Raw genomic sequence first — 13,027 nt, 5'->3', positions numbered from 1 at the left:
ATGAGTGAATGGACTGTAGGCGCGGTCCTCGACGCGATCGCCGACGTCGTGCCGGACCGACTGATGACCGTGTGCGGCGACCGCGTCAGCACGTTCGCCGAATCCGCGGTGCGCACCAACCGATTGGCGAACTACCTCAGCGGCAAGGGTTTCGGCGTCTATGCGACCCGTGACGCGCTGCAGGGGTGGGAATGCGGCCAGGACCGCATCGCGCTCCTGATGTACAACGATCTCTACCCCGACATGGTCATCGGATGCCTCAAGGCACGCACCGTCCCCGTCAACGTGAATCATCACTACTCGCCCCGGGAAATCCGCGACCTACTCGACTACGTGCGCCCGCGGGGCATCATTTATCACCGCTCGCTCGGTGCCCGGTTCGCCGACGTCCTGCCCCCGATCGGTACCGAGTTGCTGATCTCGATCGATGACGGCAGTACGGTTCCTCAACTGCCGAAAGCGATCTCGCTCGACGACGCCCTGGCGGCCGCCAGCCCGGACCGCGCGGAGGCGGGGTCCCCGGATGACCTCATCATGATGTGCACCGGCGGAACGACGGGGCGACCGAAGGGTGTGCTGTGGCGACAGAGCGACATGTACGTGTCCTCCATGGTGGGCGCCGACCATGCCAGCGTCACCGAGATCCATGACAAGGTCGCCGCGGGCGGACAGCCGTGGTTCGCCGTCTCTCCGCTCATGCACGCCGCCGGCATGTGGACCGCCTTCGCCGCGCTCTGCGCCGGCCTGCCCGTGGTGCTCTACGACGACCGCAACAGGCTTGACGTGCGCTCGGTGTGGGAAACCGCCGAGCGCGAGAAGGTGGGCATGATGACCATGGTGGGCGATGCGTACGCCGGGCCGCTGATCGCCGAGTTGCGCGCGCGGTCCTACGACCTGTCCGCGCTGCACGCGATCGGCACCGGCGGGGCCGCGACGAACGCGAAACACAAACGCGCGCTGATGGAGTGCCTGCCGCATATCACGATCATCGAAGGCTACGGGTCGTCCGAAAGCGGCAATATGGCGTTCGGTCACAGCCGCGAGGGGACCGCCAGCGAGACGTTCCAACCCCGGGAAGGGGCCACCGTGGTCTCGGCCGACCGCAGCCGGTTCCTGCGGCCCGGTGAGCGGGAAATCGGTTGGGCCGCCAGGACCGGTCGCATTCCGCTCGGCTACTTCGGTGACGCCGAGGCCACCCAACGGACCTTCCCGGAGATCGACGGCCGGCGGGTGGTGATACCGGGCGACCGGGCAGCGCTCGAACCCGACGGCACCATCCGCCTGCTGGGTCGCGATTCGCTGGTGGTGAACACCGGTGGCGAAAAGGTTTTCGTCGAAGAGGTCGAGGAAGTGCTGCGCGCGCAACCGGGTGTCGCCGATGCCCTGGTCGTAGGGCGGCCAAGCGAGCGGTGGGGTCAAGAGGTCGTCGCGCTCGTCGCGCCGCATTCCGGTGCGCGGCCCAGTGAAGAGGCCCTCTACGACGCGTGCACGGCGCAACTGGCGCATTTCAAGGCGCCTAAGGCCTTCATCTTCGTCGAGCAGATCGAGCGCCTCGGCAATGGCAAGCCCAACTACCGATGGGCCAGAGAGCAAGCCACACAACGTGTTCCGGCTATCACGCTGGTACCGTCCGACCCCGAAGGAAGTCATGAACACCAAAGCGATTGACTGCCTGGTGAACGTCCACTTCGGGGAAGCCGAATCTCAGCCCACGTGGATGCTCAAGGTCAGGGACGATTACTTCAAGGGACCGGAGTCGATGTTCGCCCCGGTCGACCTCTCCGAATTGCTCGCCGAGATGGACGAGCAGGGTGTGCAGAAGGCGATCCTGATGGACTCGCTTGCCGCCCCGTCCACGACCGCACGCAAATTCGTCGAAGCCAAACCGAACCGGTTCGCGTTGGCGATGGGCGGGGTCAACCTGCTGCGCCCGGTGCGGTCCCTGCGCGAATTGGCCGCCGTCGCGGGCGACCTGCCCGTCGCGTATGCCGTGGTGGGCCCGAGCTTTTGGGGTGACGGTCAGTACCCGCCCAGTGACGCCGTGTACTACCCGCTCTATGCCAAGTGCGCGGAACTGGAGCTTCCGCTCTGTGTCAACACCGGGATACCGGGACCGCCAATACCCGGCGAGGTCCAGCACCCCATGCACCTGGACCGGGTCTGCGTGCGATTTCCCGAATTGCGGCTGTGCATGATTCACGGCGCCGACCCATGGTGGGACGTGGCGATCCGCTTGCTGCTCAAGTACGCGAACCTGCGGCTCATGACGTCGGCCTGGTCACCCAAGCGGCTGCCGGAGAGCCTGCTGCACTACATGCGCACGCGCGGTCCCAACAAGGTGATCTACGCGTCGGACTGGCCGGTATTGCCCATGCGTCGGGTGATCCCTGAGGCCCGTGCCCTTGATCTGCCGGCCGAGGTGCTGGATAACTACCTTTACAACAATGCGCAGGACTTTTTCTTCGGGAAGGAATGCTGACCATGGACCGATTCGAACTGCGCAGGCTCGACTACAGCCTCTCCGAAGACCACGTCGCTCTGCGCGACGCCTATAAGCAGTTCTTCAAGACCCACTGCCCCATCGAAACAGTCCGCGCCGCAGAGCCATCCGGGTTCGACAAGCACCTCTGGGAGAGGTTGTGCGGGATGGGCGCGACGACCATGGCGTTGCCGGAATCGTGCGGTGGTGACGGCGCCACCCTGGTCGACCTCACCCTGGTGGCAGAGGAGATCGGCCGGTCGCTGGCGCCCGTTCCGTGGATCGACCACGTCTGCACCGCACGGCTGCTGGGCCGTCTCGGCGCGCTGGGTGAGGGCGCCGCCGGGGTAGCCGACGGCGAACAGCTCGCCGCGCTCGACCCGCGCATCGACGCCGGGCCCGGCCCGCGGTTGATCCCCTCGGGCTCGATCGCCGACCAGATCGTCGTCCGCGAGGGCGACGAAGTCGTGCGCCTGTCCTTCGCCACCCGCCCGGCGAAGGTCGACAACATCGGCCGCCTGCCAATGGCCTGGGTGGACCCGGCGGTCGCCGACACCCGCGAGGTCATCGCCGAGGGGCCCGACGCGCTGGCGAGCTACCGGCTGGCGCTGGACGAATGGCGGCTGCTGACCGCGGCGGCGCTCGTCGGGCTGGTAGAGGAGACCATGACCATCGCCGCCGAGTTCGCCAAGACGCGCTACACACTGGGCGTGCCCATCTCGACGCTGCAGGCGATCTCCCACCCGCTTGCGAATATGGCCATCACCGTCCAAGGCGGACGTAACCTGGCTCGACGCGCCGCCTGGTTCCTGGACAACGAACCCGAAGAACGACCCGAATTGGCGCCCTCCGCCTTCGTTTTCATGGCCGAGGAGGCCGCCAGGGCGGCGACCATGGCGGTCCACATCCAAGGCGGCCTCGGGGTTTCGGCCGAGGCCGCGGCGACGGCGTATCTGGTACGGGCCCGGGGGTGGCCCCTCGCCGGTGGCGATCCGGGTGCCACGGCCCAACGGATCGCCGAGATCGTGGCCGCCCGCGAGGCCGCGGCGCAGCCGGCGTAGAAAGGAGCAACATCATGGATTTCTCCCCCGTCGAGCTGTCCGACGAAGACCAGGCGTTCCGCGACCAAGCGCGCAGCTTTCTGGCCACGCACATGACCGAGGAGATCAGGCGTCGAGACCGCGAGACGGGCGACAATTTCGACGAAGGTCTGCACCTGAAGTTCGGCGCCGCAGGCTATTTGGCGGCCGAGTGGAAACCGGAATCCGACGGCGGCTTCACCCGGGTACGGCGGCGCATCTGGGAGCTGGAGAAGCGGCGCGCACACGTGCCCTGGGTGACGTGGGGGACGACCGCGATGGTGGCCCGTTCGGTGGACAAGTTCGGGTCGCCGCAACTGCGTGACGAGGTACTGCCGAAGGTGTTCAGCGGCGAGGTCCGATTATGCCTCGGCTACACCGAGCCCGAGGGCGGCTCCGATATCGCCACCTGTAAGACCCGCGCGGTGCGTGAGGCGGATGGATCGAGCTGGGTCATTAATGGCTCCAAGATGTTCACCACCGGAGCACACAACTGCCAGTACGTCTTCCTGATCGCCAACACCGCCCCGGACGCGCCGAAGCACAAGAGTCTCACCATGTTCCTGGTGCCGCTGGATTCGCCGGGCATCGAAATCCAGGGTATCCGCACGGTGGACGGCGATCGGACCAACATCGTCTACTACAGCGACGTCCGCGTGGACGACAAGTACCGGCTGGGCGAGGTGAACGGCGGCTGGACGGTGCTGCGCGAACCGCTCAACGTCGAGCACGGCGCCGTTGCCGCCGCCCCCGACGGGCTGCAGGACACGTCAATCATGATGCACCAGGCCGGGTCGCTGTCCGAGGCGGTGGACAACGCGGCGGCGCGGGTGACCCGCCCCGACGGCGCCGGGCGCCGGCTGATTGACGACGCGTCGGTCGCATATCGGCTGGGCCGCTGCGTCGCTCGGCTGGAGACGGCGCTGGCCACCCCGAGCATCTTCGGCCGGGTCGCCATCGCGCAAACGATGCGCGACATCTCTCCCGAACTGATGGACATCCTCGGGGCCGCCTCCGCGCTGCCGTTCGGAACCGAAGCGGCCGCCGATGACGGCAGCGCCGAATACGCCTACCGGTTCGCCCCACTGGTGGGGATCTACGGCGGCACGCTGGAGGTGTTCCGCAACATGATCGCCCAGTACATGTTGGGCCTGGGCAAGCCGGCTTACGCGCCGCCGGTCAAGAAGGTCTCCTGACCCGGAGCCACCGAATTGCTGCCTGCCGATCCGGGCCGGCGCGTCAGCCGTGCCCGTAGATGATCCGCAGCATCTTGAGATTGATACGGATGAAGCGCCCGAACTGCACGAAGACGTTCTGCCGCATCCGCAGCCTCGCCGGAGTGGGCAGCGGTGCGTCGGCGATGCGCTCGGCGGTCAGCGCGTTCACGTCCGAGTAGGAGGTTCCGTCTTCCATCGAAGTGCCTTTCACTCGGGGATCAGCCACCAGAATGGGCGGGCTTTGGCCTTGTAAATGAAGAGATAGTGCAGCAGCAGCTTGATCCAGTGGCCGGCAAGCCCGAGCTCACCGGAGGTGCCGGCGATGTCACGACCGGTTTGCGGGTACTTCACCGGATCGGGGACCACCGGGAACATCGTCATGGCGGCGGCCGAGCCTTCGCGTAATCCGGTGCCTGCCGAGGCGACGCACGCGGCGCCCATGCTCGACATCGAGGCGCGGTGCGCAACTGCGGTCGTTCCCTTGGTGATTCGGTCGCGGATCGTCTCAGCGACCGTCTTGGCCATAATGCCCGACGGCATGCCGGTGCGCGGTGGACTCGGCGTGATCACGGTCCCGGTGGGACTCGTGCGCGGCCGGGAGATGGGATGCGGGGGCGCGAACGCGATGCCCGGGGCGAAGATGTTCGGATAGGCGGGGGACTCGTAGGTGTGCGGCCAATCCTCCGCGGACCATTCGTCATAGGGCTTGCCTGAGTAGTCCGCGTCGACCTTCATGAAGCCCGATGGCGCGAACAGGACGGAGCTGATGTCGTTGCCGTCCTTGTCGTATGCCGCCAGTTCAGCTCCCCTGAACGGTGGTAGCAGCATGGCGAAGTCGAAGTCCAATTCTTGCTCTCTGCCGTCGAGTTGCTCGTAGCGCAGCTTGCCGTCCATCACCTCGTGGACGGCCGCTTGCGTGATGGCCTTGACGCCGCGCTCGCGGAACAGCGACTCGGTCCATAGCCGGCTGGACTGCACGAAGCCCTGTTCGACGAAACTCATGCCACCGACGCCGAAATCGCCCAGTTCGTACTCGTTGGTGAGGTAGACGACCTCGGCCAGGTCCCGCACGCCGGCGGCTCGCAACGTGTGCTCGACGTTGAAGGCGTACTCGAAGGCCGCGCCCTCGCAGGTGCAGGTGCCGTGTCCGACGCCGATGACCAGGCGCTGCTTCTCGCCGGCCTTCATCCTGGCGATGACCCGGTCCAGCGCCTCGGCCGCCTCGACGGCGTGGGCCGCGGTGCACACCGAGTATGAGTGGCCGGCGGGGCCGAGCCCGGGGGTGGCCGCGAAGTTCAGGCGCGGTCCGGTGGCGTTGACGAGGTAGTCATAAGTAATGGTGCCGCTCCGGCCGCCGTGCTCCTCATCGGTGTAGGTGAAGTCCACCGAGGGCGCCGACTGATCTTTGGTGCCCTCCGGATGGATCGCGGTGGCAAGCGCTTGATGAAACACGATGCCCTTGCGGCGGTAGATGGGTTTGAGCGGAATCAGGACCTTGGCGGGATCCATGCGGCCCACCCCGACCCAGATGTTCGACGGAATCCAGTTCCAGTCGGCGTTGGGGGAAATCACGACGACTTCGTGACTGCGGCCCAGCCATCGGCGAAGGTGTAGCGCGGCGGTGTGCCCGGCGATGCCAGCGCCGAGGATGACGACTCGTGCCATTGATGCTCCTCTGCTCTCTGCGCCGGCATCACCGTGCGGCGTAACCGCCGCGTCTGGGAACGCCGGGCGCTCCAAGGCCAGACTGCGCGCCGCGATGGCGCGTTTCTAGGGCCGATGGACTCTATTGGGCGAGGTAGATGCGCACCGGAGGAAAAATTAGCCGGACCGCAGGAATACCCCTACCCGTATAGGTATTGTACATGTCATGACAGAGCACACTCACTACCAACAGGTGCTGGACGACCTCAACCCCCAGCACCGCGCCCTGCGCAAGATGATCCCCGACGTGTACCGGGGTTTCGCCGAGATGAGCAACGGCGCACTGACCTCGGGCGCCTTGGACAAAAAGTTCAAGGAGCTGATCGCGATGGCGATCGGGGTCGTCGCCGGATGCGACGGCTGCATCGCCTCGCACGCCCAAGGGGCGGCCCGTGCCGGAGCATCCAAACAAGAGGCCGCCGAGGCGATCGGCGTCACCATCCTCATGCATGGCGGGCCGGCCACCATTTACGGTGCGCGCGCGTACAGCGCCTTCTGCGAATTCGCCGACAGCGCCGCCGAGCCCGTCTCCTGATCGACTCAATAAGACCCAGCCGCGTGGGCACGTTAGGAAGCCCGCTGCGGAACCAGATTCGGTCGTAACCATCAAAGCTCGAAAGGAGCAATCATGACCGTCCAGACACTGACCGCCGCCGACTTCGAGTCGACGGTGCTCGCAAGTCCGATTGTGCTCGTTGACTTCTGGGCCCCCTGGTGTGGGCCATGCCGGGCTTTCGCGCCGGTCTTCGAGCGGTCCTCGCAGAGCCACCCGGATATCGTGTACGCCAAGGTGGACACCGACGCCGAGCGCGAACTGGCCGCGACTGTGGGCATCCGCTCGGTGCCGACAATCATGGCGTTCCGCGACGGCATCCTCATTTACAGTCAGCCGGGAGCGATGTCACCAGCCGTGCTGGACGACTTGATCGACCAGGTCAAGGGTCTTGACATGGAGAAGGTGCGTGCCAAGATCGCCGAGCGCAAAGCTGCTGTGCAGGCGTAGTGGCGCAATCGCTTCGCCCTGAGCAGTAGGGAGCAACCATGTGCTACCCCGTGCGCTGTCGGCGCTGCGGAAAGATCACCTGGGCGGGGTGCGGCGCGCACGCCGAGAGCGTGATGAAGCGGGTGCCCACCGATCAGCGATGCACCTGCGGTCAAAGCGCCGCCAGATAGCGCGTGCACCCCTGGTCAGGTCGTCAGGATCGTCGCTGCGGCCGTGCCCGGCGCCCCGTAGAGTTGCGCGAACCCGACGCGCGGCGAGCCGGCCACCTGGCGATCGCCGGCCTCGCCGCGAAGTTGGCGCACCAGTTCATGGATCTGGCGCAGGCCTGACGCCCCGATCGGCTCGCCGTTCGCGATCAGCCCGCCGTCGGTGTTGATCGGCATCGAGCCGCTGATCTCGGTGTCGCCGTCGGCCAGGAGCTTTTCCTGCTCTCCGTCGGCGCAGAACCCGCATTCGGCCATGTGGATGATCTCCGCGCCGGCGTCGGTGTCCTGCAGCTGGATGACGTCGACGTCCTGCGGCGCCACCCCCGCCTTCTCGAACGCGGCGCGGGACGCGTAAACGGTCGGGGAGACGTCCTCGTCGACCGGGGCGAAGGTGGTGTTGACCTCGTAGGCGCCATAGCGGCGGGTGCGCACCTCGACCGCCCGCAAGAAGATCGGCGTGCCGGTGTAGCGGTGCGCGATGTCGCCGCGGCACATCACGACCGCGGCGGCACCCTCGTCGGGCGCGCAGAACATGTACTGCGTGAGCGGGTAATTCAGCATCGCCGAGCTGAGGATGTCGTCTTCGGAGATCGGCTTGCGGCGAAAGGCATTGGGGTTCAGCGCACCGTTGCGAAAGTTCTTGGCGGCCACCTTGGCCAACGTCTGCTGTGAGATGCCGTGGTCGTGCAGGTAGCGGTTGGCCTTCATACCGAAGAACTTCGTCGTCAGGTACTGCCCGTTCTCCGCATACCAGCGCGGCATCCCCACCAGGGCCGGGTCCTCGGTGAAGGCGCCGCGCGGGTGCTTGTCCAGGCCGATGGCGATCCCGATGTCGTAGTCGCCCAACCGGATACCGTCAGCGCAGGCCTTGGCGGCGCTGGCCGCCGTCGCGCACGCGTTGAACACGTTGGTGAACGGGATGCCCGACAGCCCGACCATGGCCACGATCGCGTCGGGATTGGCCACCGTCCAGCTGCCGCCCGTGGCGGCCTGGACGTCCTGCCATTCGATGCCGGCGTCGGCGATCGCGAGTTGGATGGCGTCCGCGGCCATTTCCATCGCGGACTTGCCCTCGAAGCGGCCGAACGGGTGCAGGCCCACCCCGATGATGGCCACGTCATGCATGCCGACCGTCACGCGATGGCTCCCGTGTCCTTCAGTTCCTCGATGCGGTCCCATTCCATGCCCAGCTCCATCAGCACGATCTCGGTGTGCTCGGAGGCCTGGGGCGCCCGGGTGGTCACCAGGGGCTCGTGGTTGAACTGCACCGGGCCGCGCACCACGCGGAAAGGCTTTCCGCCGCTGGCGAGTTCGACCTCGCTGACCATGTCGTTGGCCAGGGCCTGCTCGTCGTCGATCAGGTCGAGGAGGCTCTGGAACGGCGCCCACTGACCCTTCATCGTCTTCAGGTGCTGCCGCCAATAGTCGAAGGGCTTGCGGGCGAAGGCCTCTGCGATGAGCTCCGCGGCCGCGCCGGCGTTCTGGATCAAGGGCAGCACGTCGGAGAAGCGGGGGTCGTCGGCCGCCTCGGGGATGCCCAGATGCTCGAACGTGTCGCGGATCAAGCCCGTCGGGCTGATGATGCACAGGTTGATGGTGCCGCCGTCGGAGGTTTCGTAGTTGCCCATGAAGGGGTTCACCGACATCGCGGTGGGGGAGCCTGGCATGGGAGTGCGCATCACCTGTCCGGTCTCCATGCCCTGCGTCACGCTCGCCCCCGCCGCCCACCAAGCCGTGCTCAGCAACGACACGTCGAGCTCGAGGGCTTCGCCGGTGCGCTCGCGATGCAGTAGCGCCGCCGAAATGCCGCCGGCGATGAACATGCCGCCGATGGAGTCACCGAACGCCGGAATGCCTTGCCCCAGTGCGCCGCCCAGCTCCTCCGGCGTCAGCGCGTACCCGATGCCGCTGCGCGTCCAGAACGCCGTCCCGTCATAGCCACCCACGTCACGCTCGGCGCCCTTGTCGCCGTACGCCGAACCGCGCGCGTAGACGATGTTCGGGTTCACCGCGCGGATGTGCTCCACGTCGAACTTGTGCTTCTGCCGCTGCGCCGGCATGTAGTTGGTGAGGAACACATCCGAGGTCTTGGCCAGTTCATAGATCACTTCCTGACCGCCCGGCGTGGAAACATCGATCCCGACGCTGCGTTTGCCCCGGTTGGGATGTTCCATCAGCGGGTGCCGCTCCGGATCAAGCTGGATGCCACCCATGTTGATGAAGCCGCGTTGGGTGTCGCCGCGCAGCGGGTGTTCGACCTTGATGACGTCGGCGCCCCAATCGGCCAGGATGGCTCCCGCCGCCGGGACGAACGTGAATTGGGCAAGTTCCAGGACCCGGAAGCCCGACATGACTTTTACCATTTTCGGACCCTACTTCGCGTCGAACGTCACGGGAAGCGCCGTCGGTGAACGGAACGGCTGGCCGTGGATGTGCGGGTCGTCGTCGGTCAGCAACCTGACGTTGGTCACCCGGTCCAGCAGGCACTCGACCGCGACGCGGGTTTCCAGTCGCGCCAGGTGCAGACCGAGGCACGTGTGTTCGCCGGCGGCGAAGGAGATGTGCGGCAGGTGTGTGCGGAAGATGTCGAACTCCTCGGGGCGTTCCCAGCGCCGCTCGTCGCGGTTCGCGGCGCCGATGCACACCCCGACGACCGAACGCGCCGGTATCGCGACGCCTCCGAGCTCGGTGTCCTCGGTGGTGAATCGCTGCACCGTGGTCAGCGGGGTCTCGAACCGCAGTCCTTCCTCGATCGCCTGCGGCAAGAGCCCGGGGTCGGCCTGGACCGCGGCGAACTGGTCCGGGTGGGTGAGCAGCAGGTACAGCAGGTTGCCCGACGACCGGTAGGTGGTCTCCAACCCGGCCGGCAGCAGCAACCGCAGGAAGGAGTAAATCGCTTCGTCGCTTAGCTTTTCGCCGTCGATCTCCGCGGTGACCAGGTCACCGATGATGTCCTGCGTGGGGTGGGACTTGCGCTGTTCGATCTGCTCGACGAAGTAATCCTTGAGCGCCGCAGACGCCTCGAAGGCGTGCTCGTAGTCGACGTGATAACTGATCAGCTGCACCGCGCGCTTCCGAAACGTCGGCAGGTCGTCGGCGGGCAGCCCCAACAGCTGGGCGATGACGCGGGTGGGGAATTCGAAGGTGAAATTGCGGACCAGGTCGGCCTGGCCGGTGTCGATGAAGTCGTCGATCAGCGCGTTGCAGATCGGCCGCACGATGGTGTTCTCCCAGCGGGCCAACGCCTTGGACTTGAACGCCGCGGACACGAGGTTGCGGTGGTCGCGATGTTTCTTTCCCTCCATCGCCAGGATGGTCGGCCCCATGAACAGGCCGATCGTCTTGTCATACGGTGCGGAGCTGTACACCCGGCCGTCCCGGAACACCGTGTTCACCGCGTCGAAGGACACCGCGGAGAACTCACGCTTGGGCACCAGCGACTCGGGTGTTTTGGAATAGTCCATGACCGTCCCGCGAAACACCCCGGATTCGCGGCGCTTGAGCGCGAAGAACGGGTAGGGGTCACGCAGGCTGACAGTCTGGCCGTCGGCACTGGCGGCGGCGTGAACGTTGGTCGTCACCTTGGATCTCCAGCATCTCTGCGTGAACGGCAAAGCCTCGCGTACGATCGTACTGTAATTCTTACAGTAGACAATATGGGCGGGGGCATTGCTCCGCGGTCAGCCGTTCACCGCCTGCTCGCGCGCCCACCGGTAGTCGGCCTTGCCCGACGGGCTGCGCTCGATTGCCGCGCGGAACACGATCGCCTTGGGAAGCTTGTAGCGCGCCAACGACTGCCCGGCGTGTGCGACCAACTCCTCGGCGTCGGCGTGGGCGCCCTGAGCCAGCGCGACCACGGCGACCACCTCCTGGCCCCATCGTTCGCTGGGCCGCCCCGCGACCACCACGTCGGCCACCGCGGGATGCGACGCGATCGCGGTCTCGACCTCCTCGACGAAGATCTTCTCGCCGCCCGAGTTGATCGTCACCGAATCGCGGCCCAGCAGTTCGATGCTGCCGTCGGCGCGGTGGCGTGCCCGATCACCGGGAATCGCATACCTCACCCCGTCGATGACAGGAAATGTCTTGGCGGTCTTGGCCGCATCGCCCTTGTAGCCCAGCGGAACGTAACCCCGCTGCGCCAACCAGCCCATCCCGTCATGGCCCGGTTCCAGGATGGCGCTCAGATCCTCGGCCGCCACGGACGTGTCCGGTCCCGCGTTGAAGGTGCCGGTCGACACCGCCCCCGACGTGGACATGTGGTGCATCTGCGCGCCGGTCTCCGACGATCCGACACCGTCGACGACGACGACGTTGGGCAGCACCTCGATCAGGCGCTGCTTGACGAACGGGGTGAGCAATGCGCCCCCGTTGGCGACCACGGCCAACGACGAGACGTCCGCGATCCCCTTCTCGATGGCGGTGACCAACGGGCGGGCCATCGCGTCGCCCACCACCGTCACCACGGTCACCCGCTCACGCTCGATGGTGCGGACGACCTCGTCGGCGTCCAGACGATCGACGACCGACGGGAAGACGACGGATTGTCCGGTCGTGATCGCCGTCATCACGCTCCACTGGGCCGCACCGTGCATCAGCGGCGGCAGGATCATCAGCTTGGTGCCGGGGCCCCCGACCACGCCGGCCGCGATGTCCTCGACGGACCCGAACGGCTCGCCGGTCATCAGGTTGCGTCCGCCGAAGGACGTCATGAAGATGTCATGCTGGCGCCACAGCACGCCTTTCGGCATTCCCGTGGTGCCGCCGGTGTACAGGACGTACAGGTCGTCCGGTGAATGCTGCACCGGTGGTGGCTCCGGCGCGCAGGATGCGATGACGCTCTCGTAATCGACTGCGCCGTAGATCAGGTCGTTGCCCGAGTCGTCGGCGATCTGAATCAGCACCCGCAATTGGGGGAGGTCCGGCAGGATTTCGGCCACCCGAGGCGCGAATGCGGCGTGGTAGATCAGCGCGGTTGCCCCCGCATCCGCCAACAGATACTGCAGCTCGCTCTTGACGTAGCGGAAGTTGACGTTGAAGGGGGCAACCCGGGCCTGGAACGAGCCCAGCAACGACTCGACGAATTCGTTGCCGTTGTAGGCGTAGATGCCGAGCAGGTCTTGGCCCGCCTCGTGGCCGGCGAGCGCGGAGCGTTCGGTGCGGCACCCGAGTCCACGGGAATGCAGGTAAGCGGCGAGGCGGTGCGACCGCTCGAGCACCTGTGCGTAGCTGTACCGCCGTCCGCCCTGAATCAGCAGCTCCCGATCGGGAATCGCGGACGCAACGGCCGCCGCGACAGCGGGCACCGTGAATTGTGTTGCTGTGTCGGACATCAGGCC

At 66.5% G+C, this 13,027-nt stretch carries 12 protein-coding genes; 6 read left to right on the top strand and 6 right to left on the bottom strand.

Going from position 1 to position 13,027, the window contains the following annotated elements; translation table 11 throughout:
- From G6N37_RS11890 to G6N37_RS11875, 4 genes are read left to right on the top strand one after another with little or no spacing between them, the layout of a single operon-like run.
- A complete protein-coding gene (locus G6N37_RS11890; protein ID WP_163680349.1) occupies window positions 1–1,668 on the top strand; it encodes an acyl-CoA synthetase in 1,668 nt (555 codons plus the stop codon).
- Window positions 1,649–2,479: an amidohydrolase family protein gene (locus G6N37_RS11885; protein ID WP_163680347.1), complete on the top strand. Its 831-nt coding sequence runs from the start codon at window positions 1,649–1,651 to the stop codon at window positions 2,477–2,479. Before G6N37_RS11890 ends, G6N37_RS11885 begins: the two co-directional genes overlap by 20 nt.
- 2 nt (window positions 2,480–2,481) lie before the next feature.
- Window positions 2,482–3,540 (top strand): acyl-CoA dehydrogenase family protein, encoded by a 1,059-nt coding sequence (locus tag G6N37_RS11880; protein ID WP_163680344.1) that lies wholly within the window; start codon window positions 2,482–2,484, stop codon window positions 3,538–3,540.
- A gap of 14 nt (window positions 3,541–3,554) precedes the next feature.
- On the top strand, window positions 3,555–4,754 hold the full coding sequence (locus G6N37_RS11875; protein ID WP_163680341.1) for an acyl-CoA dehydrogenase family protein: 1,200 nt from the start codon (window positions 3,555–3,557) through the stop codon (window positions 4,752–4,754).
- 43 nt (window positions 4,755–4,797) lie between these two features.
- Here the strand turns inward: G6N37_RS11875 and G6N37_RS11870 are convergent, their stop codons facing one another.
- Both G6N37_RS11870 and G6N37_RS11865 read right to left on the bottom strand, forming a co-directional pair.
- Complete coding sequence (locus G6N37_RS11870) at window positions 4,798–4,971, bottom strand: hypothetical protein (RefSeq protein WP_163674201.1); 174 nt, start codon at window positions 4,969–4,971, stop codon at window positions 4,798–4,800.
- A gap of 11 nt (window positions 4,972–4,982) precedes the next feature.
- Window positions 4,983–6,440: an NAD(P)/FAD-dependent oxidoreductase gene (locus tag G6N37_RS11865; protein ID WP_163680337.1), complete on the bottom strand. Its 1,458-nt coding sequence runs from the start codon at window positions 6,438–6,440 to the stop codon at window positions 4,983–4,985.
- A gap of 205 nt (window positions 6,441–6,645) precedes the next feature.
- Here G6N37_RS11865 and G6N37_RS11860 point away from each other — a divergent pair, with 205 nt between their 5' ends.
- On the top strand, window positions 6,646–7,014 hold the full coding sequence (locus G6N37_RS11860; protein ID WP_163680334.1) for a carboxymuconolactone decarboxylase family protein: 369 nt from the start codon (window positions 6,646–6,648) through the stop codon (window positions 7,012–7,014).
- 93 nt (window positions 7,015–7,107) lie between these two features.
- The gene (gene trxA / locus G6N37_RS11855; RefSeq protein ID WP_163680331.1) at window positions 7,108–7,482 is read left to right on the top strand and encodes a thioredoxin; all 375 of its coding nucleotides are present in this window, start codon (window positions 7,108–7,110) and stop codon (window positions 7,480–7,482) included.
- 185 nt (window positions 7,483–7,667) lie between these two features.
- Here the strand turns inward: trxA and G6N37_RS11850 are convergent, their stop codons facing one another.
- From G6N37_RS11850 to G6N37_RS11835, 4 genes are all read right to left on the bottom strand, one after another.
- A complete protein-coding gene (locus G6N37_RS11850) occupies window positions 7,668–8,813 on the bottom strand; it encodes a thiolase family protein (protein ID WP_163684945.1) in 1,146 nt (381 codons plus the stop codon).
- Between the two features lie 8 nt (window positions 8,814–8,821).
- Complete coding sequence (locus G6N37_RS11845; protein ID WP_163684943.1) at window positions 8,822–10,039, bottom strand: CaiB/BaiF CoA transferase family protein; 1,218 nt, start codon at window positions 10,037–10,039, stop codon at window positions 8,822–8,824.
- A 21-nt stretch (window positions 10,040–10,060) separates the two neighbouring features.
- A complete protein-coding gene (locus tag G6N37_RS11840; protein ID WP_163680328.1) occupies window positions 10,061–11,269 on the bottom strand; it encodes a cytochrome P450 in 1,209 nt (402 codons plus the stop codon).
- Between the two features lie 99 nt (window positions 11,270–11,368).
- On the bottom strand, window positions 11,369–13,021 hold the full coding sequence (locus tag G6N37_RS11835; RefSeq protein ID WP_163680325.1) for an acyl-CoA synthetase: 1,653 nt from the start codon (window positions 13,019–13,021) through the stop codon (window positions 11,369–11,371).
- Window positions 13,022–13,027 lie beyond the last annotated feature (6 nt).

It is taken from the genome of Mycobacterium seoulense, assembly GCF_010731595.1.
Taxonomy (GTDB): domain Bacteria; phylum Actinomycetota; class Actinomycetes; order Mycobacteriales; family Mycobacteriaceae; genus Mycobacterium; species Mycobacterium seoulense.
The sequence above is the reverse complement of the archived record's forward strand: the minus strand, read 5'-3'. Positions and strand labels throughout refer to the sequence as shown.

Excerpts from the sequence above, each read along its gene's own strand:
- G6N37_RS11890 (WP_163680349.1), top strand. The coding sequence starts at position 1 with ATGAGTGAATGGACTGTAGGCGCGGTCCTCGACGCGATCGCCGACGTC.
- G6N37_RS11885 (WP_163680347.1), top strand. The coding sequence starts at position 1,649 with ATGAACACCAAAGCGATTGACTGCCTGGTGAACGTCCACTTCGGGGAA.
- G6N37_RS11880 (WP_163680344.1), top strand. The coding sequence starts at position 2,482 with ATGGACCGATTCGAACTGCGCAGGCTCGACTACAGCCTCTCCGAAGAC.
- G6N37_RS11875 (WP_163680341.1), top strand. The coding sequence starts at position 3,555 with ATGGATTTCTCCCCCGTCGAGCTGTCCGACGAAGACCAGGCGTTCCGC.
- G6N37_RS11870 (WP_163674201.1), bottom strand. The coding sequence starts at position 4,971 with ATGGAAGACGGAACCTCCTACTCGGACGTGAACGCGCTGACCGCCGAG.
- G6N37_RS11865 (WP_163680337.1), bottom strand. The coding sequence starts at position 6,440 with ATGGCACGAGTCGTCATCCTCGGCGCTGGCATCGCCGGGCACACCGCC.
- G6N37_RS11860 (WP_163680334.1), top strand. The coding sequence starts at position 6,646 with ATGACAGAGCACACTCACTACCAACAGGTGCTGGACGACCTCAACCCC.
- trxA (WP_163680331.1), top strand. The coding sequence starts at position 7,108 with ATGACCGTCCAGACACTGACCGCCGCCGACTTCGAGTCGACGGTGCTC.
- G6N37_RS11850 (WP_163684945.1), bottom strand. The coding sequence starts at position 8,813 with ATGCATGACGTGGCCATCATCGGGGTGGGCCTGCACCCGTTCGGCCGC.
- G6N37_RS11845 (WP_163684943.1), bottom strand. The coding sequence starts at position 10,039 with ATGTCGGGCTTCCGGGTCCTGGAACTTGCCCAATTCACGTTCGTCCCG.
- G6N37_RS11835 (WP_163680325.1), bottom strand. The coding sequence starts at position 13,021 with ATGTCCGACACAGCAACACAATTCACGGTGCCCGCTGTCGCGGCGGCC.